19 protein-coding genes and 2 pseudogenes are annotated in these 22498 nt (G+C 64.2%); 10 read left to right on the forward strand and 11 right to left on the reverse strand.

All coding sequences use genetic code 11. The features are described from left to right. Positions 1 to 69: 69 nt before the first annotated feature. Positions 70 to 963: a sugar kinase gene (locus SE91_RS21600; protein ID WP_008550379.1), complete on the forward strand. Its 894-nt coding sequence runs from the start codon at positions 70 to 72 to the stop codon at positions 961 to 963. A 6-nt stretch (positions 964 to 969) separates the two neighbouring features. Continuing rightward, positions 970 to 1887, forward strand: a complete 918-nt coding sequence (locus tag SE91_RS21605; protein ID WP_061849033.1) for a ribokinase — start codon at positions 970 to 972, stop codon at positions 1885 to 1887. Here SE91_RS21605 and SE91_RS21610 read toward each other — a convergent pair whose 3' ends face one another. Then, on the reverse strand, positions 1888 to 3108 hold the full coding sequence (locus tag SE91_RS21610; RefSeq protein WP_061849034.1) for an NAD(P)/FAD-dependent oxidoreductase: 1221 nt from the start codon (positions 3106 to 3108) through the stop codon (positions 1888 to 1890). Positions 3109 to 3354: 246 nt separating this feature from the next. Between SE91_RS21610 and SE91_RS21615 the strand changes: the two genes are divergently transcribed. Then, positions 3355 to 4149 (forward strand): enoyl-CoA hydratase/isomerase family protein, encoded by a 795-nt coding sequence (locus tag SE91_RS21615; protein WP_061849035.1) that lies wholly within the window; start codon positions 3355 to 3357, stop codon positions 4147 to 4149. 12 nt (positions 4150 to 4161) lie between these two features. On the opposite strand, the gene SE91_RS21620 is transcribed toward SE91_RS21615, so the two are convergent. Next, on the reverse strand, positions 4162 to 5880 hold the full coding sequence (locus SE91_RS21620) for an IlvD/Edd family dehydratase (RefSeq protein WP_061851232.1): 1719 nt from the start codon (positions 5878 to 5880) through the stop codon (positions 4162 to 4164). A 184-nt stretch (positions 5881 to 6064) separates the two neighbouring features. Here SE91_RS21620 and SE91_RS37725 point away from each other — a divergent pair. After that, positions 6065 to 6194: pseudogene (locus SE91_RS37725) on the forward strand (transcriptional regulator); the annotation flags it as partial. 39 nt (positions 6195 to 6233) lie between these two features. Here SE91_RS37725 and SE91_RS21625 read toward each other — a convergent pair. Continuing rightward, on the reverse strand, positions 6234 to 6647 hold the full coding sequence (locus SE91_RS21625) for a hypothetical protein (protein ID WP_061849036.1): 414 nt from the start codon (positions 6645 to 6647) through the stop codon (positions 6234 to 6236). Positions 6648 to 7061: 414 nt separating this feature from the next. On the opposite strand from SE91_RS21625, the gene SE91_RS21630 reads away from it, so the two are divergent. Beyond that, positions 7062 to 7991 carry a hypothetical protein gene (locus SE91_RS21630; RefSeq protein ID WP_061849037.1) on the forward strand — a complete coding sequence of 310 codons (930 nt, stop codon included), beginning with the start codon at positions 7062 to 7064 and terminating at the stop codon, positions 7989 to 7991. Positions 7992 to 8392: 401 nt separating this feature from the next. Then, on the forward strand, positions 8393 to 9265 hold the full coding sequence (locus SE91_RS21635; RefSeq protein ID WP_061851233.1) for a DUF6662 family protein: 873 nt from the start codon (positions 8393 to 8395) through the stop codon (positions 9263 to 9265). A gap of 139 nt (positions 9266 to 9404) precedes the next feature. Here SE91_RS21635 and SE91_RS21640 read toward each other — a convergent pair. After that, positions 9405 to 9667 (reverse strand): annotated as a pseudogene (locus tag SE91_RS21640) (GlsB/YeaQ/YmgE family stress response membrane protein). 183 nt (positions 9668 to 9850) lie between these two features. On the opposite strand from SE91_RS21640, the gene SE91_RS21645 reads away from it, so the two are divergent. After that, positions 9851 to 10756 carry a transglutaminase family protein gene (locus SE91_RS21645; protein WP_061849038.1) on the forward strand — a complete coding sequence of 302 codons (906 nt, stop codon included), beginning with the start codon at positions 9851 to 9853 and terminating at the stop codon, positions 10754 to 10756. A 152-nt stretch (positions 10757 to 10908) separates the two neighbouring features. On the opposite strand, the gene SE91_RS21650 is transcribed toward SE91_RS21645, so the two are convergent. Continuing rightward, entirely contained in the window at positions 10909 to 11733 is an 825-nt protein-coding gene (locus SE91_RS21650) for an NAD-dependent epimerase/dehydratase family protein (protein ID WP_061849039.1), read from the reverse strand. 89 nt (positions 11734 to 11822) lie between these two features. Between SE91_RS21650 and SE91_RS21655 the strand changes: the two genes are divergently transcribed. Next, on the forward strand, positions 11823 to 12800 hold the full coding sequence (locus tag SE91_RS21655; protein WP_061849040.1) for an SMP-30/gluconolactonase/LRE family protein: 978 nt from the start codon (positions 11823 to 11825) through the stop codon (positions 12798 to 12800). Positions 12801 to 12978: 178 nt separating this feature from the next. On the opposite strand, the gene SE91_RS21660 is transcribed toward SE91_RS21655, so the two are convergent. Both SE91_RS21660 and SE91_RS21665 read right to left on the reverse strand, forming a co-directional pair. Further along, positions 12979 to 14409, reverse strand: a complete 1431-nt coding sequence (locus tag SE91_RS21660) for an aldehyde dehydrogenase family protein (RefSeq protein ID WP_060735438.1) — start codon at positions 14407 to 14409, stop codon at positions 12979 to 12981. Positions 14410 to 14749: 340 nt separating this feature from the next. Then, positions 14750 to 17113: a thiamine pyrophosphate-binding protein gene (locus tag SE91_RS21665; protein ID WP_061849041.1), complete on the reverse strand. Its 2364-nt coding sequence runs from the start codon at positions 17111 to 17113 to the stop codon at positions 14750 to 14752. A 134-nt stretch (positions 17114 to 17247) separates the two neighbouring features. On the opposite strand from SE91_RS21665, the gene SE91_RS21670 reads away from it, so the two are divergent. Beyond that, positions 17248 to 17709, forward strand: a complete 462-nt coding sequence (locus tag SE91_RS21670) for an Lrp/AsnC family transcriptional regulator (RefSeq protein WP_008550413.1) — start codon at positions 17248 to 17250, stop codon at positions 17707 to 17709. Positions 17710 to 17806: 97 nt separating this feature from the next. Further along, positions 17807 to 18727, forward strand: a complete 921-nt coding sequence (gene ppk2 / locus SE91_RS21675; RefSeq protein ID WP_008550415.1) for a polyphosphate kinase 2 — start codon at positions 17807 to 17809, stop codon at positions 18725 to 18727. 146 nt (positions 18728 to 18873) lie between these two features. Here ppk2 and SE91_RS21680 read toward each other — a convergent pair whose 3' ends face one another. The 4 genes from SE91_RS21680 to SE91_RS21695 all read right to left on the reverse strand — a co-directional run. Then, positions 18874 to 19953 carry a zinc-binding dehydrogenase gene (locus SE91_RS21680; RefSeq protein WP_061849042.1) on the reverse strand — a complete coding sequence of 360 codons (1080 nt, stop codon included), beginning with the start codon at positions 19951 to 19953 and terminating at the stop codon, positions 18874 to 18876. A 60-nt stretch (positions 19954 to 20013) separates the two neighbouring features. Beyond that, positions 20014 to 20955 carry a DMT family transporter gene (locus SE91_RS21685; RefSeq protein WP_061849043.1) on the reverse strand — a complete coding sequence of 314 codons (942 nt, stop codon included), beginning with the start codon at positions 20953 to 20955 and terminating at the stop codon, positions 20014 to 20016. Positions 20956 to 21142: 187 nt separating this feature from the next. Continuing rightward, positions 21143 to 21982: an aldo/keto reductase gene (locus tag SE91_RS21690; RefSeq protein WP_061849044.1), complete on the reverse strand. Its 840-nt coding sequence runs from the start codon at positions 21980 to 21982 to the stop codon at positions 21143 to 21145. An 8-nt stretch (positions 21983 to 21990) separates the two neighbouring features. Continuing rightward, on the reverse strand, positions 21991 to 22498 hold a 508-nt coding region (locus tag SE91_RS21695; RefSeq protein ID WP_197489495.1), incomplete at its 5' end, for an SMP-30/gluconolactonase/LRE family protein.

The following is a 22498-nucleotide window of genomic DNA, read 5'->3' on the forward strand; positions in this document are numbered from 1 at the left end:
CCCTCCGGAGCGGAACCGGTGTTAGAGTAATTCCGCCCGCCGGGACCACAAGCGCATCACGGACAAGCAATGCAGGCTCTCTTCATCGGACAGACCTATATCGACGTCGTCTTCATCACCGACCACATGCCGACCGGCGACGAGAAGCACGTGGCGTCGGACTACGCGGTCTCCTTCGGCGGCAACGCGGTGACGGCGGCGTTCTGCTGCGCCAAGCTCGGCATCGTGCCCGACCTGATCGCGACAGCGGCCAATGACTGGCTGGGCCGCATGTTCCAGGACATGTGCGCGAAATACGCGATCTCGCTGCACGGGCGGAAGGTCAACCAGTCCTCGCTCTCCTTCATCATGCCCAAGGACGGCAAGCGCGCCATCGTCCGCTGCCGCGACGACGAGCACATCCATCCCTTCCCGATGCTCAATCTCGGCGGCTGCCGCGCGCTGCATGTCGACGGCCACCAGCCGGATGCCGCGATCCACTACGCCAAGGTCTGCCGCGAGGCCGGTATCCTGACCTCGCTCGACGGCGGCGGCCTGCGCACCAACACGCATGAGCTGTTGGAGTTCATCGACGTCGCAATCGTCGCCGAGCGGCTGTGCGAGCAGATGGATCTGACGCCAGAGAAGATGCTCGACTACCTCAAGGGCCGCGGCTGCAAGATCGGCGGCGTCACCATGGGCGAGAAGGGCCTCTTCTGGTACGACGAAACCGGGGCCGTGCAGGTGATGCCGGCGATGCCGATCCCGCGCGAGCGGGTGATCGACACCAACGGCGCCGGCGACGTCTTCCACGGAGCCTATGTCTATTCCTACCTCGCCCATCCCGGCAAAAGCTGGCGCGAGCATTTCGATTTTGCCCGCGCCGCCTCGACCTACAAGATCCAGCGCCTCGGCAACGAGGCCGGCCTGCCGACACTGGTCGACATCGCCAAGGTCAGGCACGAGTTCGAGGTCAGGGTCTAGAGTCAGATGGGACGCGTCTTCGTTGCCGGCAGCATCAACATGGATGTGGTGGCGACGGCCGATCGCCATCCGCGCGTCGGCGAGACCGTTGCGGGCAAGCAGGTGCTGTATTTCCCGGGCGGCAAGGGCGCCAACCAGGCGGTCGCGGCGGCACGGCTCGGCGCTGCGACCACGCTGATCGGGCGGCTGGGCCGGGACTCGTTCGGGGCTGAGCTGAGGACGTTCCTGGGCGATCAGGGCATCGATCTCGGCTACGTTCAAGAGACAATCGAGGCCCATACCGGCACTGCCATCATCACCGTCGCCGAGGCCGACAACACCATCGTCGTGATTCCCGGCAGCAACGCGCTGGTCAGCGCGGATGATGTCGGAATCGTGCCGCTCGTGAAGGGCGACGTTGCCGTCAGCCAGTTCGAGATTCCGCTTCCGACGATCGTTGCGTTCTTTCAGCGCGCGCGTGCAGCTGGCGCGTCGACGCTGCTCAATCCCGCGCCGGCGCAAGACATGTCGGGCGAATTGCTCGCGCTGGTCGACGTCCTCGTGCTGAACGAAACCGAGCTCGGCTTCCTCACCAATGCGGCGCTCTCGGAGAACGATGAGACGGCGCCGATCATCGACGTCGCGCGAAAGCTCCAGGCGCATAAGGACCAGACCATCTGCGTCACGCTCGGCAGGCGCGGCGTGCTGGCGCTTGCCGGGCGCGAGGAGATTGCGGTGCAAGGGCGCGCGGTGAAGGCAGTCGACACCACCGGCGCAGGCGATTGCTTCGTCGGTGCGCTCGCAGCTCAATTGGCCGAGGGCGCGGCCTTACGCGACGCCCTCACCTTCGCCAACGCCGCCGCCTCGATCGGCGTGCAGCGCATGGGCGCGGGACCATCGATGCCGACGGCCGCGGAAGTGGCGGCCGTCCTCAAGAGTGGCTGATTACGCCAGCGCGCTCTTCAGGTCAAAGCTCTCATCGGCGGCCTGCTCGGGCGTGATCGAACGGTCCATCGCCTGCAAACGGCGACCGAACATGTGGTCGCCGGCGCGGTTGATCGACTCGATGCCGAGCAGCCTGTCGCCCTTGTAGCAGAACGCGGAGAACGCCTTCCTGGCGGGATCACCACGCATCACGACGCGATCGTAGCCGGTGGTAAGGCCCGCGATCTGGAGCTTGTCGTCGCCCTGGTCGCTCCAGAACCAGGGATGGCTGTCGTAGGGCTTCCTGTCGCCGGTCAGCTTTGCTGCGAGGCAGCGGGCGTGATCAGTGGCGTTCTGCACCGATTCCAGCCGCTGCGATCCGCCGAAGCGCGGGTTCGCGAACAGCGCGCAGTCGCCGATCGCGGAGATAGCGGGATCGGCGGTGGAGAGATATTCGTCGACGACGATGCCTGCGGCGACCGGGAGCCCTGCCTCGGCGGCAAGCTCGATGTTCGGCAGCACGCCGACGCCGACTACGACGAGGTCGGCGGGCAGATGCCGGCCGTCGCTCAAGGACACGCCCGTGACCTTGTCGCCCTCGGCTTCGATCGAGGTGGCCTGCACGCCGAGATGGATGCGGATGCCGGCCTCGCGATGGCGTTCTTGGAAATACTCCGAGACCTCCGCCGTCACCGCCCGCGCCATCACGCGCGGCGCAAGCTCTAGCACGTCGACCTCGAGGCCCTTGATCCGTGCGGTCGAGGCGAATTCGAGGCCGATGAAGCCGGCGCCGATGATCACCACACGTTTCTTTGACGGCACGATCTGCCTGAGCGACTCGCTGTCGTCGAGGATGCGCAGATATTTCACGTCGGGCAGGTTGGCGTTCGGCAGGTCGAGCAGCCGGTTGCGCGCGCCCGTCGCCAGCACGAGGTGGCCGTAAGGCAGCGTCTCGCCGGATGCGAGCAGCAGCTTGTGCGCGGCGCGATCGATCGACACCGCACGGCCCGCGATCAGTTCGATCTTCTGATCCTGGTAGAACTTCTCGGGGCGGAACATCAGGCTCTCAGGCCCGGCCGAGCCCTTGATGTAAGCCTTGGACAGCGGCGGCCGCTGATAGGGCAGATGCGCCTCGTCATTGATCAGGCAGACGCGCTCGGAAAAACCCGCCTGGCGCAGCGATGCCGCAACCTGATAGCCGCCATGGCCGGCGCCGACGATGATCACCGGACCGCCCGTCATTGGACAGCCCATTTCCGCAAGACACGAGCGTGACCCATGTCGTCTCCTCTCACGCTGATTTTGGTTTGCTGGCCTCTGGAGGAGCCGGCGCTCGTGTCCGTCCCTTGGCGAAGGCGAGCCCATTTGAGCCTATCGTTCGGCCCAGCGCAAGAGCCGGGGCGCGGGGGCACTGGCGGCCGGGGATTGTCACCCCTCGCCTTCTGCGATTTAGTTGCAGCAGCAAACCTCATGCCGGGGATTTCCAGAATGCCAGCTCCCGTCTCAAAGCCCGATGATCCCGCCCTGCTGCGGATCGACGGCCCGATTGCAACCATCACGCTCAACCGCCCCGCCGCCTACAACTCGATCAATCTCGCGATCGCGCAGAAGCTCGAGCAGCTCGCGGCCACGCTCGAAGGCGACGACAGCATCCGCGTCGTCGTCCTCGAAGGCGAAGGCCGCGCCTTCTCGGCCGGCGGCGATCTTCAGACCATCGGGGCCGCCGCCGAAGCGGGCACGGTGACGCCTGTCGTCGGCGAGCTGCTGAAGCACTATCACGCCTTCATCGAGATCATCCGCCGCATGCCGAAGATCTCGCTGTCGAGCGTGCACGGCTCGGCCGCCGGCGCCGGCATGGGGCTCGCTTTCGTCACCGACCTCTGCATCGCCGCCGACGATGCCAAGTTCACGCCGGCCTACGCCAAGATTGGCGTGTCGCCGGACGGCGGCTCCACGGTCGGCATCGTCGGCACGGTCGGCTCCCGCCGCGCGCTCCAGATCTTCCTGGCCGAAGACAATTTTACCGCGCAGCAAGCCTACGAATGGGGCCTGGTCGCCAAGATCGTTCCCGCCGCGGAGCTGAAGACAGCGACGCGACAACTCGCCGAGCGCCTGGCACAGAATCCGCCGGCGGCGATCGCAGGCACCAAGCAGCTGGTCTATCAGGCTGCGACCACGCCGGTGAAGCAGCAGCTCGATGCCGAGGAGCACAAGATCATCATGGCGATGAACACGGAGGCGTTCGGCACCGCCGTGAAGAAGTTCACCAGCAAAGGCAAATAGCGCCGCCGCCGCTCAGCGCTTCGCCGCGCTAGGCCCGGTCCGCTGCATGAAATCGAAGTCGCAGCCCTCGTCGGCTTGCATGATGGTCTCGTTGAACAGCCAGGCGTAGCCGCGTCGCGCCTCCTCGGGAGCAGCAGAAGGCTTCAGCGCGGCGCGGCGCCGTTCTAGCTCGGCAGCGTCGACCAGCAGCTCGATGCTGCGCTTGGCCACGTCGAGGCTGATCATGTCGCCGTTCTGAACCAGCGCCAGCGGCCCGCCGACGGCGGATTCCGGCGTGATGTGCAGCACGATGGTGCCGAACGCGGTGCCGCTCATGCGCGCATCCGAGATGCGCACCATGTCCTTGGTGCCACCGCGCGCCAGCTTCTTCGGGATCGGCAAGTACCCCGCCTCGGGCATCCCCGGCGCGCCTTTCGGGCCGGCATTGCGCAGCACCAGCACGTCGTCGGCGGTGACGTCGAGATCGGGATCGTCCACCCGCAAGGTCATGTCCTCGACGGATTCGAACACGACCGCGCGGCCGGTGTGCTGCAGCAGCTTCGGGCTCGCGGCCGATTGCTTGATCACGGCGCCGCGCGGGGCGAGATTACCGTGCAACACCGCGAGGCCGCCCTCTTTCTTGATCGGATTGTCGCGCGGGCGGATGGCGTCCTGGCCAGGCACGTCCTCCGCATTCGCCGCGATCTCGCGCAGCGTCTGGCCGGTGATGGTCTTCGCGTCGAGATCGACGAGATCGCCGAGCTGCGCCAGCAGTTTCGGCACCCCGCCGGCGTGGTGGAAATGCTCCATGTAATGCTCGCCGGACGGCTTGAGGTCGACCAGCACCGGCACCTCGCGGCCGATCTGGTCGAATTTCTCGAGATCGAGTCGATGCGGCGAGCGATGCGCCATCGCGGTCAGATGGATCAACCCATTGGTCGAGCCGCCGATGGCCTGGAGCACGACCTGCGCATTCCTGAACGAGGCCGGCGTCAGCACCTCGCTCGGCTTCGGTCCCTTGGTCTTCGCCATCTCGGCGGCCACCTTGCCGCTCGCTTCGGCGAGGCGAAAACGCTCGGCGTGCGGCGCCGGGATCGTCGCGCTCATCGGCAGCGACAGGCCCATGGCTTCGATCATGCAGGCCATGGTCGAGGCCGTCCCCATCACCATGCAGGTGCCGACCGACGGCGCCAGACGGCCGTTCACGGCTTCGATCTCGGCATCGTCCATGTCGCCGGCGCGATATTTCGCCCAGAGACGGCGGCAGTCGGTGCAGGCGCCCAGCACCTCGCCCTTGTGATGACCAACAACCATGGGACCGACCGGAATGACGACGGTCGGCAAATCGGCGCTGATCGCGGCCATCACCTGCGCCGGAAGCGTCTTGTCGCAGCCGCCGATCACGATCACCGCATCCATCGGCTGGGCGCGGATCATCTCCTCGGTGTCCATCGCCATCAGATTGCGCAGATACATCGAGGTCGGATGCGCAAAGCTCTCGGCGATCGAGATGGTCGGGAACACGAACGGCATCGCGCCGGACAGCATCACGCCGCGCTTGGCGGCCTCGATGATCTGGGGAACGTTGCCGTGGCAGGGATTGTAGTCACTATAGGTGTTGGTGATGCCGACGATCGGACGCTCCAGCGCGTCGTCGGAATAGCCCATGGCTTTGATGAACGCCTTGCGCAGGAACAGCGAGAAGCCGGCATCGCCATAGCTCGTCAGACCCTTGCGCAAGCCACTCGTCATCATGCCAATCCTTCGAAGTTGCCTTGTGGTACCGCCTCAATGCAGATTGTCAATAAGATTGGTCCACGCTGGAGCAGAGGCAGCCAACGCAGGGCCTTGCGTCGCGAATTTTGGACAACGTTCGCCTACCCTGCGCCACAGGATGGACCGGCAAGGCGCCTGAAGGTGGAGCATATCCGACAGGTCGCGCTGCGGCACCTCGCGCCAGGCGCTGGTGGATGCCGAGTGCCGCGGCATCGTCCGCCGCGAGGCGAGTGTCGGCGCGGCCGTGCGGTTCTACTCCGCGGAGGAGGCGTCAGATCTACGATTTGCGGGGTTCTTGGCGCGCATGGGCAGCGTGCGCCGCGCTGGACTCAATATCGCCTCAGCAGTCCTTGCTCCACGCTGGCGTTGCCATAATCCGCGCACGCTCTTTTCGGGTTCTTGATCAAGTCTGTGCGGACCCGCCGAAACGCCTTAGCGGCCGCGTCGAACACTTCCGGCCGGAATTTGCCGGAATCGTAGCTCTCTCCATCGTGCGCTTTGATGGCAGCAGCGTAGGCATCGATCATGACCATCGCAGCTTCGGGGCTGCCGAGAAGCCGGGCGCCGAGTTGGACTCCGCCGGCACCATCGACCTCATAACCGTCGCATCGTTGCTCGAGCACCACCGATGCAGTGACGAGCTGGTCGAGGAACGTCGCTTCGGCCTCGCTGAGCGGCACGGCTTGCGCCACTGCCGGCACGGACGCCGCAAGCATCGCGACGAATGACAATTTGATCTTCATTGTTGTGGCTCTCTCGGATTTCGATCGCCCGTGTCGAGAGCCAGACGATGCCCGGAGCGGTGTTGACCTGGATCAATGGGAGCGCCGCGGGGTCATCGGCCTGCGGACGAGCCATGCTCCCTCAACGCGTCATTGCGAGCGCCGCCAAGCAATCCAGTGCTTGCCGCGGAGGGATTCTGGATTGCTTCGCTGCGCTCACAACGACGTGTTGTGGGCTGCTGCAATCCGAACTCTTGCCTCCCCGGCGTACAAGAGCGCAACGGGTTGCGGCAGAACTCATCCGATTCAGCTGGTACCTTCTGGTAGATGCCGCGCAATCTCTCAACCGATTAACGGGTTGTTAGAGGACTCTATCGCAAATAGATGCAGAAACATACAACAACCATTCCGGGTTCCATTGCCCGGAGCAATCACATGAATGTACCGGGTTTCCTGATCGCAGTCGGCTTCGGCGCAGCGTTTTTCGCCGCGGAGTGTGTGTGGTACTACCAGCCCGCTTTCATCAACCCGGACTTTCTGCTCAGCACATTCTCCTCGGAACATGCGAAAGCACGCGCAGCCGTCCGACATGTGTTGATCGATCCTGCTACGGCCACATTCAGCACGTTGCGCTCAGTCAAATCCGATGCAGCGAGATATGTTTGCGGGGGCGTCAAGGCACGGGACAAGTCCGGCCAGTTCGTCGATGTCGCCTTCGTCTACACCGTGGCCATTGATTTTGCCCGCATCGACGACGACGGACGGGTAACGCATCAGCGTTCCGGATACAGGCCTTGCCCCACTGAAGACGATAAAGTCGCGCAACAGCGGCCGGCTCTGTCGCCCGGCGCGTCGTCGATCGTCAAGACCGTTCAGAAGGCTGCCCCGGATGTGAGGACGTCGGTTGCGCCTGCCCTGACGACGGCTGCAGCCTCTGCGGGCGGATCGTCGTCCGGCGGCACGATGGAGCAGCAAGTCCGCGAGCTGGCCGCCCGGACCGTTCCGGCTGATGCTGGAAATGGAAATGGGCAAAATCCGTCTGCGACGCGTGAGGCCGCCAAGGAGAGAGAGCGGCGGGCCGACCAGCCTCCGGCCGCGTGGCCCACGTTTCCTCCAGATCACGCATTGGCGAGATCGACCCGGAAACGAACGCCGTCCGAAGCCCTGGCCTTGGCGAAAGAGGTCGAGGACCGCTGGAAGAAGGCACAGTCAGCGGGCGACGTCTCCATGCGTCCCTCACCGGCAGAGATCGACGAAGCATGCCGCGCGCTGCTCACGATCGATCCAAAAGACGCCCAATATCCAAACGCGTGGGCCGTGTTTGCGCGATTGCAGAAGATGAGCCGCGACATCGCAAAAGGTTGATTGCCGGCGCGCATCGGTGGTCGCCAAGGGCAAGGAGCCGGTCGATGCGTCTCAACAGCCCACGGTCGACATCGGCGTCATAGTCGGCGCAGCCATATTTCGAGTTGCTTGATCAAGCCGGCCCTGGCCCGCTTGAACATTGCCGGCCGCCTCCCCGTCGTCCGTCCAGTGATCGAAGCTGGAACCTCATCGAGCAGCCGCGACATTTGAACGCAACTAAGAATGACTCGCAACAATTGCATCGACAGCCGTTACGTGAAATCTTTTTGCGAATGACTTGCATTTGCGATGCTCGCGGATTGAGACCTCCCATGTGCAGAGCAAGGCCTCAGTTGAGGGCTGGATTGTTCGTGTTTGAAAAGTTGCGCTTCCGCTTCGCCGCAGCGGCGACAACAATCTTCATGGCGGGCCAAGTGGCGGGCTGCGTTTCGGCCTTCGCCGAAGGCAAGCCGCGACTGGCGCAGGGCCTGCCGTCAGCTCACGCGGAGATCGACACCGAGCACATCTTCGGTTTCAGCATGGGCTCCGATATCGGCAAGACCGGCGACATCGAGGTGGAGTTCGAGAATGTCGGCGCCTTCGGAAAACGTTCAGGCACTTACGCAGCCTGGGCCAATCTCAATCAGGTCAAATACACGGTGTCGGATAACTTCCGGATCGCCCCCGGGTTTTCGCTGAGCGGACAGCACATCAAGGGCGTTCCGGGACTTGCCGATCATCGGGACATCGCTTTCAGCGGCGGTGCGCTCGAGCTGCGCTACAAGCTGGTCGATCGCGCCGTCGCGCCATTCGGATTGACCCTCCACGCGCAGCCCGGCTGGAGCCGGATCGACGACGGCAGCGGCATGCACATCGCGCAATATGGCGGTGAGTTCGCCGCGCTGTTCGACAGCGAGCTGATCAAGGACAGGCTGTTTGCGGCCTTCAACGTCTGGTACGCGACCGGCGGAACACGCGAGATCGCCACCAATCTGTGGCGGCACGATTCCGAGATGCAGCTCCAGTCCGCGATATCTTATGTATTGACGCCCGACCTCGTGCTCGGCCTCGGCGTTCGCTACGCGCGGGCCTATGACGGCGGTGCGCTCAACCGCTACGTAGGCGACGCTGTCTTCGCGGGGCCCACCTTCTCCTACACCATCTCCAAGGAGGTCGGCATCTCCAGCACCTGGCAGATGCAGGTTGCAGGCAGCGCCGTCGGCGACAGCCGCAGCCTCAACCTAGAGCAGTTCGAGCGTCATCAGGCGTTGTTGCGGATCAACCTGCACTTTTGATGGCCGGCCGCGGTTCTACCGGCCGGCTCCGAGACTACCGAGCTGAGCGGCGCGGCTGGCACGGGTCTCGACGCGATCGTCGCGAGTACCACGGCAGCAAGCACTTTGATTTTCACGCTCGGCCGATCATATAGATCGCTCAGGCGCGCCCCTGCCGACCCATGACAAGTCCGTAGAGAAACAGGAGGATGATGGCGCCGACCACGCTTCCGACAAAGCCGGCCCCCTCTCCGAACCGATACCATCCCACGGCTTGGCCGAGCCAGGTTGCAACGAAAGCACCGACAATGCCGAGGACTGTGGTCAAAATGAACCCACTGGCTCGGATTTGTCTCCCGGCATGATGAACTTCGCGACCAGCCCAACGACGAATCCGATGATGATCGTCCACAGGATGCCCATTCCCATCGCTCCATTCCCATCAAAACACATGACGGAAGGCGTGATCACCTGAACAGCCTGACGATCCGAGGGACAGCCTTGATCTAGATCAACGGCGAAGTGGGGCCGGTTCGAAAGCTATTCGCCGGCCTTCCTGCGTAAGACGGCACTCGACGCCTCCGCAGGCGCGAAGCGGAACGATGCATGGCGATCATCGGCGAGATCACCCATACGACGACGTACCGCTATGCGAAGCCGGTAACGTTCGGCACGCACCGGGCCATGTTCCTGCCGCGGCGCGGCGCCGCCACCCGGCTGCTTCGCTGGTCCGCTTCGACCAGCCTGCCATCGAAGGTGCATTGGGTCACCGACTCCCGTTCCAATGCCGTCACGGTGATGGACTTCAGCGAGCCCGGCACCGAGCTCACATTCACCTTCAAGGTCCGCGGCATCTATTTCGGCATCAAGGGCCTGGAGTCGTTTCCGCTGGAGTCCCGGGCCGAGGAAGTCCCCGTGCAGTACACGCCGGACGAGTGGACCGACCTTGCCGGCTATCTGCGTCCGCATGCCGACGATCCAGACGGCAGCCATGCGGCTTGGACCAAGAGCATCGTGGCCGGCGATCAGGACCGGACTGCCGACGTGCTGCGCCGAATGCTGAGCCTGTTTCGGAGCGAGTTCAGCTATCGCTCGCGAGACGCCGAAGGCACTCAGTCGCCCGGTGAAACGCTGCGCACGAGATCCGGGACCTGCCGGGACTTCGCCTGGTTGATGATCGAGACGTTGCGCCGCCTCGGCTTTGCTACGCGCTTCGTCAGTGGCTATCTCTACGATGCGACGCTCGACGGTGGCGCTGTGGGTATGACCGGCTCCGGCGCGACCCACGCTTGGGTGCAGGTGTTTCTGCCCGGCGCCGGCTGGCTCGACTACGATCCCACCAACAGCCTGAGCGCCGGCTTCGATCTCATCCCAGTGGCCATTGCGCGGCATCCGGGCCAGGCCGTGCCGCTGGCCGGTTCGTGGTTCGGCGATCCCGGCGATTACCAGGGCATGTCAATCAATGTCGCCGTCAACAAGATCGGCGAAATGCTCGATCCTTCGGAAGCATAGGACGTCGGCGGGGCGACTTCTCCGCACGAATGGCTCAGCCGTTAGCCGCTGCGTGAGCTCAAGCGACTGTCGAGCCGGACCGACATCGTCGTCATGAAGCGTGGCCGCGATGGGGCCTCCCTTCAGCCGCAACCGCGTAAGCTGCCATCACGCTACCGCTTCTTCCAATCGATGATCCGGCTGGCGTCGCCGTCGAATTCCATGCTGCAGAAGGTACCGCCCTGGAAATAATCGCCGACCGGATCCGGCTTCAGCTTGGCCTGCTCGGCCATTGCGTGATCGCGGAAATCTTCGGCGCGCCCTGTGGGGCGATAGCCGAATTCGTAGGCGCGGTGGTTGTCCCACCAGGCGCGCTCGTTCAGGGACGCGCCGTAGAAGACTTCGAAATGGATGTCGGGATGCTCGAGCCCGATCCGGCAGAGCTGCACGAGGTCATCGGGCTTGAGCCAGATCGAAAGCCGGCGCTGGTCGAGCGGCATGTCGCCGAAATTGCCGATTCGCAGGCACGTCACCTTCATCCCGTGCTTGTCGGCATAGAGCGCACCGAGTGCCTCGCCGAACACCTTGCTGACCCCATAGCGGCCGTCGGGGCGCGGAGTGACGTCGGTGCCGATCTTGTGGTGACGCGGATAGAAGCCGACGGCGTGGTTCGACGAGGCGAACACAACGCGCTTGACACCCTTGCGGTACGCCGCTTCGAACAGATTGTAGCCGCCGATGATGTTGGCCTGGAGTATCTGATCCCAGGTGCCTTCGACCGAATAGCCGCCGAAATGAAGGATGCCGTCGATGCCCTCGCAGATTGACTCGCACTGCGCGAGATCGGCGAGATCCGCCGCCTTGAATTTTTCGTTGGCGCCGAGATCGGCCGGCGGCTTGATGTCGGACAGCAGGAGATCCGGATAGATCGGCGGCAGCAGTTTCCGCAGGCTCGTGCCGATTCCGCCCGCAGCTCCCGTCATCAAAATACGCGGCATGTCTTCCCTCGCCTGTGGTGACCGATTTGCGGACACGTGTCCCTAATGATAGCAGGATTGTCCAGAGGGAACGAAACGAGAGAACCGACATGAATGAGGCATCGTCCGACTCCCAGGAACGTCCAGGCTGGCGGCCGGCGACCTATTACCCCGACCCCGCGATTAGGGCATTCGATCCCCGCTTCGAAAAATATTGGCTCAAGCTTTCGGCGGTGGAGCGGCTGGCGACTGGTCTGCGCTGGGCGGAGGGTCCCGTCTGGTTCGGCGACGGGCGCTACCTTCTGTGCAGCGACATCCCCAACCAGCGCATCATCAAATGGGAGGAGGAGACCGGCGCGGTCAGCGTATTCCGCAAACCCTCGAATTTCGCCAACGGCAACACACGCGACCGCCAAGGCCGGCTGATCACCTGCGAGCATGGCGGCCGGCGCGTGGTGCGCACCGAATATGACGGCAGCATCACCGTGCTGATGGATCAATTCAACGGCAAGCGGTTGAACTCGCCGAACGATGTCGTTGTTAAATCGGACGGCTCGATCTGGTTCACCGATCCGACCTTCGGCCTGCTCGGCAATTACGAGGGCTACAAGGCCGAACCCGAAATCGATCCTAACGTCTACCGGCTCGATCCCGAGACCGGCAAGGCGACCATCGTCGCCCAAGGCGTGCTCGGACCGAACGGGCTGTGTTTCTCGCCGGACGAAAAGATCCTCTACGTCGTCGAATCTCGCGGCGTGCCGAACCGCAAGATCCTCGCCTATGACGTCTCGGCCGACGGCACTGCGATCTCGAACAAGCGCGTCCACATCGATGCCGGCCCCGGCACGCCCGACGGCATGCGCTGCGACATCGACGGCAATCTCTGGTGCGGCTGGGGCATGGGCGATTCCGAACTCGACGGCGTGGTTGTGTTCGCGCCCGACGGCGTCATGATCGGCCGCATTGCGCTACCCGAGCGCTGCGCCAACGTCTGCTTCGGCGGCGTCAAGCGCAACCGCCTGTTCATGGCCGCGAGCCAGTCGATCTACGCGCTGTATGTGAACACGCAAGGCGCGGCGGGGGGATAGGCGCTCTCTCTCCGTCATGGCGAGGAGCCCTTGCGACGAAGCAATCCACTATTCCCGCGAAGGGATTCTGGATTGCTTCGCTTCGCTCGCAATGACCACGAGGAGGCGACGGCGTAGCGAAACGAAAAACGCCGGAGCGGTTGCCCGCTCCGGCGCTTTATCTATTCGCCGCTAAAACTTACGCCGCGTTGAAGCCGGCGACGGCCTTCACTTCGAGGAAATCCTCGAGGCCGTACTTGCCCCACTCGCGGCCGTTGCCCGACTGCTTGTAGCCGCCGAACGGCGCGGTGCGGTCGTTCGGCACGCCCTGGAGATTGACGTTGCCGGCGCGGATCTGGCGGCCAACGCGCTTGGCATCTTCCACCGTCGCACCGGTGACATAGCCGGCGAGGCCATAGGGCGTGTCGTTGGCGATCTGCACGGCATCGGCTTCGTCCTTGGCGCCGATGATGGTCAGCACCGGCCCGAAGATCTCTTCGCGCGCGATCGTCATCTCAGGGGTGACGTCGGCGAAGATGGTCGGGCGGACATAGAAGCCCTTGTTGACGCCTTCGGGCAGGCCCGGGCCGCCGGCGACGAGCGTTGCGCCCTCGTCGATGCCCTTCTTGATCAGGCCCTGGATCTTGTCCCACTGACCGCGGTTGACGACCGGGCCGATGGTGGTGCCTTCGCCGCGGGGATCACCGGCCTTGGTCTTGTCGGCGACGGCCTTCGCGATCGCGGCGACTTCCTTCATCTTCGAGAGCGGCACGATCATGCGCGAGGGCGCGTTGCAGGACTGGCCGGAGTTGTTGAACATGTGCATCACGCCGCCGGTCACCGCCTTCGTGAGGTCGGCGCCTTCGAGGATGACGTTCGGCGACTTGCCGCCGAGCTCCTGGCTGACGCGCTTCACGGTCGGCGCAGCGCGCTTCGCCACGTCGATGCCGGCGCGGGTGGAGCCGGTGAACGAGATCATGTCGATGTCGGGATGCTCGCTCATGGCGGCGCCCACCTCGGGGCCGAGGCCATTGACGAGGTTGAACACGCCCTTCGGCACGCCGGCTTCATGCAGGATTTCCGCGAAGATCAGCGCGGAGGTCGGCGTGAACTCCGACGGCTTGAGGATCATGGTGCAGCCAGCGGCCAGCGCGGGCGCGACCTTGCAGGCGATCTGGTTGAGCGGCCAGTTCCAGGGCGTGATCATGCCGACCACGCCGATCGGCTCGCGCAGCACCATGGCGGTGCCGACCGGCTCCTCGAAATGATAGTTCTTGAGCACGTCGAGCGTGGTCATGAGATGGCCAAGGCCAGCACCGGCCTGGAGCTTTTCCGCCATCGGCAGCGGCGCGCCCATCTCGTCGGAGACGGCAGCGCCGATCTCCTTGAGACGGCCCTTGTAGATCTCGATCACTTTGGTGAGCAGTGCGACGCGCTCCTCGCGGCTGGTCTGCGAGAAGGTGGCGAAGGCGCGCTTGGCGGCGGCGACCGCCTTGTCCACGTCGGCCTTGGAGCCCAGCGCAACCTCGTACATCGCCTCTTCCGTCGCGGGGTTGACCACGGCGGTGGACTTCTTGACGGCGGGATCGACCCAGGCGCCGTCGATGTAGAATTGCATGCGATTGACCATCGGTAACCTCTTCTTGGGGGCTTGGAGGGGGCGTTTCGGCAGGCATCCTTGCACGAAAGCGCCGATAGTTGAACCCGCCATATGCGGGGCCAGCGTTGCGGCGGACGCGCGGAATATGGGACGCGATTTGAAGCGAGGCAAGCGGCCATCGATCGCAAGAACCTGGGTCTCGGCTCAGCGTCGCGTCATTTCATGCCGCGCCGCGTCCAGGACACGAGATTATAACGAGTCCAGACACTCAAGTGCCCCGGACGCCGCGGAGCGCTATCCTGGCGATGCGAAGCATCGTCCAGAGCAGCGGTGTGCTGCAGACCCGTGGCCCATGCGGCGGTTACCGCAACTACACCGCCATCTTCCGATGCAGCACCGGCGCGCCGGTGGTGAGGCTTTCGGCCGCATCGATGATGGCGTTGGCATCGATGCCGTAGTGCCGGTACAGGTCAGCGATGGTGCCGGTCTGGCCGAACTGCTCGACACCGAGCGCCTCGACGCGATGGCCGCGGACGCCGCCGAGCCAGCCGAGCGCAGAGGGATGGCCGTCGATCACGGTCACGATGCCGCAGTCGCGCGGCAGCGGCGCCAGCAGTTTCTCGATGTGGCTGAGATGCTGCACCCCGCGGCGGTCGCGGCGCAATTTCCGTGCGGCGGTCCAGCCGGCATGCAGGCGGTCGGCCGAAGTGATCGCGAGCAGGCCGATATCGCGGCGGCTCTCGCCGATGAAGCCTGTCGCCTCGATCGCTTCCGGTGCGACCGCGCCGGTATAGGCGATCACGACCTCGGCATTCGGGCCCGGCTTGCGCAGCCAGTAAGCGCCGTCGGTGATGCCCTGCCTCAGCTCCGGCGTCATGATGCGCTGCGGCTGCTCGATGCTGCGCGTCGAGAGCCGCAAATAAACCGAGCCGCCTTCGCCCGGATCGCGCTGCATATGGTCGAAGCCCCAACCCATGATCACGGCGAGCTCGTCGACGAAAGCGGGCTCGAACGAGGCGAGGCCATCCTGCGCCATGCCGATCAGCGGGGTGGCGATCGACTGATGCGCGCCGCCTTCGGGCGCGAGCGTGATGCCCGACGGGGTCGCCGCCACCATGAAGCGCGCATCCTGGTAGCAGGCGTAGTTCAGCGCATCGAGGCCGCGTTCGATGAAGGGATCGTAGAGCGTGCCGACCGGCAACAACCGCTCGCCGTTGATCTGATGCGACAGCCCGAGCGCGGAGAGCATGATGAACAGGTTCATCTCGGCAATGCCGAGCTCGAGATGCTGGCCTTTGGGCGAAGCGTCCCAATTGTAGGTCGATGGAATTTTCTCGCTGCGGAATAAATCCGCCTTCTCGGCACGCGCGAACAGACCGCGACGGTTCACCCAGGGGCCGAGATTGGTGGAGACCGTGACGTCGGGCGAGGTCGTGACGATGCGTTTTGCCAGCTCGCTGTCGCTGCGTGCGATCTCGTTCAGCACGAGACCAAAACCCTGCTGGGTCGACATCTGCGGCGACGGCTTGAACGCGAGTTGCTGGGGCACCTCGACGACGGGTGCGCCGAGGCGACGGCCATCTTGATTGAAGGGCACGCGCGCGAGGAAAGCCTCCAGCTCGGCCGCATTCTGCGCGAGGCCCTCGAACTTGTCCCATTCATGTCCGGGCCGGATGTTCTGGCTGTCGCGATATTTCTCCATCTGCGCGACGGTCATCAGGCCGGCGTGGTTGTCCTTGTGGCCCTGGAAGGGCAGCCCGACGCCCTTGATGGTGTAGGCGATGAAGCAAACCGGACGATCGTGATCGATCTTTTCGAACGCTTCCAGCATGCTCGCCATGTCATGGCCGCCGAGATTGGACATCAGCGCCAGGAGCTCGTCGTCGCTGCGCTTGTCGATCAGCTTGGTGATCGGTCCCTGATCACCGATCTCGTCGTGCAGATGCTTGCGGAAGGCGGCGCCGCCCTGGAAGCATAGCGCGGCGTAGAGCGCGTTCGGGCAATTGTCGATCCAGCGCTTCAGCGCCTCGCCACCCGGCTCGGCGAAGGCCTCGCGCATCAGGCGGCCGTATTTCACGATGACGACGTCCCAGCCGAAATTGCGGAACATGGTCTCGAACTTTTCCCACAGACCTTCGCGCACGACGGCATCGAGCGACTGCCTGTTGTAGTCGACCACCCACCAGGTGTTGCGCAGGCCGTGCTTCCACCCCTCCGCAAGCGCCTCGAAGATATTGCCTTCGTCCATCTCGGCGTCGCCGACGAGCGCAATCATCCGCCCTTCGCGGCGATCCTTCATCCAGCCATGCGCCTTGACGTAGTCCTGCACCAGCGAGGCGAACAGCGTCTGCGCAACGCCCAGACCAACCGAACCGGTGGAGAAATCGACGTCGTCGACATCCTTGGTACGCGAGGGATAGGACTGCGCGCCCTTGAAGCCGCGGAAATTCTCCAGCTTCTCGCGACTCTGCCGACCGAACAGATATTGGATGGCATGGAATACCGGGCTCGCATGCGGCTTCACCGCGACGCGATCCTCCGGTCGTAGCACGTGGAAGTACAGCGCCGACATGATGGTAGCAAGCGAAGCGGACGAGGCCTGATGGCCGCCGACCTTGAGGCCGTCCGCGCTCGGGCGGATGTGGTTGGCGTGATGGATGGTCCAGGACGACAGCCACAGCGCCTTGCGGGCAAGGGCGGTCAATGTGTCCAGACGGGCGGAATCGACGGGCATGGCGCGCTGCTCCGGAATCTGATCCGTCGATCATACGCCTGCAGAACGCGCCGGATATCTCAATTTCTTGCGACATGCGCCAAAGAATTGGGATATTTTACCAGCCTCGCCGCCATTATGCAGGTTTCATCCCAATGCCCGATCTGGACTCCATCGACCGCAAAATCCTGGCGCTACTCCAGGCCGACAGCCGGCTGACCATGCAGGAGCTCGCCGACAAGGTCGGCCTGTCGGTTTCGCCCTGCCACCGGCGGGTCAAGCTCCTGGAAGAGCGCGGCGTCATCTCGCGCTATGTCGCGACCGTGGACCAGAAGGCACTTGGACTGCACGTCAGCGTATTCATCTCGATCAAGCTGGCGCGGCAGAAGGAGGAGGACCTCAACCGCTTCGCGCGCGCGATCTCGAAATGGGACGAGGTGCTGGAGTGCTATCTGATGACCGGCAACCGCGACTATTTGCTGCGTGTCGTCGCCGCCGACCTCGCCTCTTACGAGACGTTCCTCAAGACCAAGCTGACCCGGCTCGACGGCATCGCCTCGATCGAGTCCAGCTTTGCGCTGAGCCAGGTGAAATATTCGATCGCGCTGCCGGTGTGAACCTGGCTGAGGGGGATTGGCGGGTTGTCACATGGGCGCAACAAAGCCCGTCGATGGTCGTTGGTAATACTGGCACCCTAGCCGAGAGAAGACGCCCATGACTGCATCCGACCGCACGTCCCAAATCGCCAAGCGCGAGCGCATCATTCAGGAAATGGCCGACGACCTCGACGAGGAGCTTGAGATGGAGCTCGATGACACCAGGCTCGACGAGCTCCTGGACGAGACGGGCACACTGAAGCCGACGGTCGATCGCAGGCTCTATTTTCGGGAACTGCTCCGCCTCCAGGGCGAACTGGTCAAGCTGCAGGACTGGGTGCAGAGCGAGAAGAAGAAAGTCGTGGTGCTGTTCGAGGGCCGCGATTCCGCCGGCAAGGGCGGCGTCATCAAGCGCATCACCCAGCGCCTCAATCCCCGCATCTGCCGCGTCGCCGCGTTGCCCGCCCCGAACGAACGCGAGCGTACGCAATGGTACTTCCAGCGCTACGTCGCGCACCTGCCGGCCGGCGGCGAGATCGTGCTGTTCGACCGCAGCTGGTACAACCGCGCCGGCGTCGAACGCGTGATGGGCTTCTGCACCGAGGAGGAATACCGGGAGTTCTTCAAGACGGTGCCGGAATTCGAGCGCATGCTGATCCGCTCTGGCATCATCCTGGTCAAATACTGGTTCTCGATCACCGACGACGAGCAGCAGTTCCGCTTCACCATGCGCATCAAGGATCCGCTCAAGCAGTGGAAGCTGAGCCCGATGGATGTCGAGGCCCGCAGCCGCTGGGAAGCTTACACCAAGGCCAAGGAGACGATGCTCGAGCATACGCATCTTCCGGACTCGCCGTGGTGGATCGTCGATGCCGTCGACAAGAAACGCGCGCGGCTCAACTGCATCGCGCATCTGCTGAGCCAAATCCCGTACCAAGAGGTCGCTCGCGCGCCGGTGATGCTGCCGCCGCGCGTCCGCCACCCCGACTATCAGCGCGGCCCGGTTCCGCCGGAGATGTACGTGCCGGCGAAGTATTGAAGGTCTCGTAGGGTGGGCACAGCGGCTTGTCCGACATAGCTCGAAGAGCGACGGCGGAAGCGTGCCCACCGTTCTCGTCACGACAGCGGTGCATGGTGGGCACGGCGCCATGCGCCTTTGCCCACCCTAGGGCACCTACCAAGCGGCTACCGCCACGGCTGCACGATGATCTTGGTGTGTGCCTCGGGGTTGGCCAGATCCGCGAACGCCTTTGCGACGCCGTCGAGGCTCACCTCGGCCGTCACCATCGCAGCGGCGTCCACCTGCCCTTCCGCGATCAGGCGCAGTGACGCCGCGAACTCCTCCGGCGTGTAGCCGAGCACATACTGGACGTTCAGCTCCTTCATGATGCCCAGCATCGGCTCGCTTTTGTCGGTCTCCATGCAGACACCGACCACGACGATGCGTGCATCGCGCGGCGCACCCTCGAACACCTGCTGCAGCAAGCCGGGCACGCCGACACATTCGAAGATGATCGCGGGCTTCAGCGCCGGCAGCATGGCCTGGAACGGCGGCCGCGCCGCCTTCTCGGCGTCCGACATCTGCGCGTGCTCGGCCCAGGTCGCATAGGGCTGCGACACCCTGGGATCGACCACGATGTCGGCGCCGAGCTGAGCGGCGAGCGCGCGCCGCGCCGGCGAATAGTCGGCGGCGATGATCGGGTGCAGACCTTGAAGTTTCAGCGCCGCGATCACCGCAAGGCCCACCGGGCCGCAGCCGATTACGAGCGGCACCTCGCCTCCACTTATGTTCGCCTTGGCGACCGCGTGAACGCCGACGGCGAGCGGTTCGGTGAGCGCAGCATGTTCCGGCGCAAGACCATTGGGCACTTCGAGCAGCAGCGCTTCGCTCAGCAGCATGGCCTCGGCATAGCCGCCGATATTGTCGTTGGAATAGCCGATGCCCTCAATTCCAGCTGGCGTCACCAGAGCCGGCAGCGAGCAGACGCGCGTCCCGGGCTTGAGCTTGCGCGAGGTGCCGGGACCATAGTCGACGACCTCGCAGCAGAACTCATGGCCGAACACGACGTCGCGGCTGAGGTCCATCGGCTTGCGGCCGACCTTCCGCGCCATCTCCACCATGCGATGGGCGTGCTGACGCGCGTGCAGATCGGAGCCGCAGATGCCGCAGGCAAGCGTCTTGACCAGAACCTGGCCGGGACCCGGCGTCGGCTCCGCGAGCCGATCGACGACAATCTCACCGTTCCTGAAAATCGCAGCGCGCATCCGGCTCCTCCCCTGGTGTTGGAGCCATTGATAGCACGCGATGGGAGGCGCGAACTTGCGTCAGGGGTTCGGCGAACGCTCTTCCAGCACCAGAAGCTGGGCGCGCCGCACCCGCTCGCGATGGGCGATGTAGAGGCCGCTCGCGACGATGAAGGCCGCGCCGACGATGGTCCAGAGATCAGGCACCTCACCGAAGATGAAGAATCCCAAGATGCTGACCCAGAGCAGCTGCGTGTAGGAGAACGGCGCCAGCACCGACGCATCGCCATAGCGATAGGCCAGCACGATGATCCACTGGCCGACAGTGGAGGCAACTCCGATCACGATGCCGAGCCCGATCGCGCTCCAGCTCGGCGTGACCCACACGAACGGCACCATGACACTGAGGATCGCAACGCCCGTCAGCGCCGAATAGGCCATGGTGGTGAGGACGGCCTCGCGGCCGCTCATCATGCGCGTCAGGATCAGCGCGGCGGCCCAGCAGAACGCCGAGATGATCGGGAAGAACGCGGCAGCATGGAACGCGCTCGTGCCCGGCCGCAGGATGATCAGCACGCCGGTCAAGCCGATCGCGGTGGCGATCCAGCGGCGCATGCCGACCTTCTCGCTCAGAAAGATGATCGACAGCGCGGTGACGAACAGCGGCGAGACGAAGCCGGTGGCCGAGGCTTCGGCAATGGGCAGGAAGCTCAGCCCGGTGATGAAGAACAGCGAGGAGCCGAGCAATGCTACGCCGCGCATCAGCTGCAGGCCAAGACGCTCGGTGCGCATCGCATGCAGCGGCGAGCCCGGCATCATCACCGGCGTGAACATCAGCGCGAAGGTAACGAAGCGGATCCAGGTGATCTCGATCGAGGGCAGGCTGGTCGACAGATATTTCGCGGTGGTGTCGGAGAGGCCGAGGAACACGGTCGACAACAGCACCAATGCAATGCCTTTGAAGGGATGATCGACGCGCGCAGGCGCGCGGCGAGCCTCCTGCTTCTTCTCCGGCACGGGCATAGGAATACTGTCGAGCCTTGCGGCTGCAGCGGGCGGCGGTGTCACGGCTGGAACCCGGGAAATTGCGAATCGAGAACAGTCGTAAAAAACGACAATTGCGCCGCGTTCACAACTTCCGAAAACAGGATGCCGATATGCGCGAGCCGCCGCGCGCGTCAATACTCCATTAATAATAGACGTTTGTGCATTACAGCATGGGCAGGCTGCGCGGCTTCGGTCCGCGTGGAAACGCCGCATCGAGCGCCGAAATCTCGTCTTTCGTCAGCACGAGATCGCCCGCCGCCGCATTCTCGCCGGCATGTTCCGCCGATGACGCCTTCGGGATCGCGAACACCGTAGTTGCACGGGTGAGGAAGCTCAGCGCGACCTGGCGCGGCGTCACGCGACGCGCCTCCGCGATGCGCGCGAGGACCGCACCGCCCTTGCTGCGCTCATCCGGAAAATCGTCATGACCGAACGGCGAATAGGCGACCGCGGCGACACCATGCCGTTCGCACCAGGGGATCACAGCATGTTCGATCGCGCGCTCCTTGAGATGATAGAGCACCTGATTGCACGCGATGCGGCCCTCGCCGGCCACTTCGAGAATCTCGTCGAGATCGTCGGCATCGAAATTAGAGACCCCCCAGGACTTGATCTTGCCAGTCTTCACCAGCTCCTCGAACGCAGCGACGGTATCCTCCAGCGGATACGAGCCGCGCCAGTGCAGGAGATAGCAATCGAGGCGATCGGTCTTGAGGCGTTTCAGTGAGCGCTCGCACGCCGTGATCGTGCCACGGCGCGAGGCGTTGCTAGGCAGCACCTTTGATACGAGAAACACCTGGTCGCGCCGGCCCGCGATGGCATCGGCAATGACGAGCTCGGCATCGCCGTACATCTCGGCGGTGTCGATGTGAGTCATGCCGAGATCGAGCCCGCGCTGAAGCGCGGCAATGGCGCGCTTGCGATCGCCGTGATCGAGATACCAGGTGCCCTGCCCGATGACGGAAACGTTGGTGCCCGTCTTGCCGAAGGGATTTGTTCTCATGTTGGAGCTCACAGTCCGCTGATATCCGCCACCAGCACGCTACCGGTCGAAGACTCCGTGATGTAGAGACGATCGTTGGCTTCGCCACCGATCGCGACATTGGTGCAATTCGGTCCCGCGCACGACTTGATCCGTGCGATCAGCTCGCCGTTCGGCGCGAATACGAAGACGTGGCCGAGCGAGGCGTGGCCGACGAACAGGCGGCCCTTGGCATCCATGCTCATGCCGTCGGGACCGCTGGTGCCGAACAGAGAGCAGAAGCGGCCGACCTTCGACACGCTGCCGTCCTTCATGAACGGCAGCCGCCACACCGCATTGTCGCGCGTCATCGCGACGAACAGCACGGCCTCGGTCGGGTCGAGCACGAGGCCGTTGGGGCTGATGCCGGTGCTGATCAGACAGTCGAGCCGGCCGTTCGACGCCAGCCGATAGACCCGGCCGCTTGGATCATGCAGGCCGGTCTGGCCCTGATCAGTAAAATAGATGTCACCGTTGGAGGCGAGATGCAGGTCGTTG

This window comes from Bradyrhizobium sp. DOA1 (assembly GCF_001593325.1).
In the GTDB taxonomy this organism is placed as follows: Bacteria; Pseudomonadota; Alphaproteobacteria; order Rhizobiales; family Xanthobacteraceae; genus Bradyrhizobium.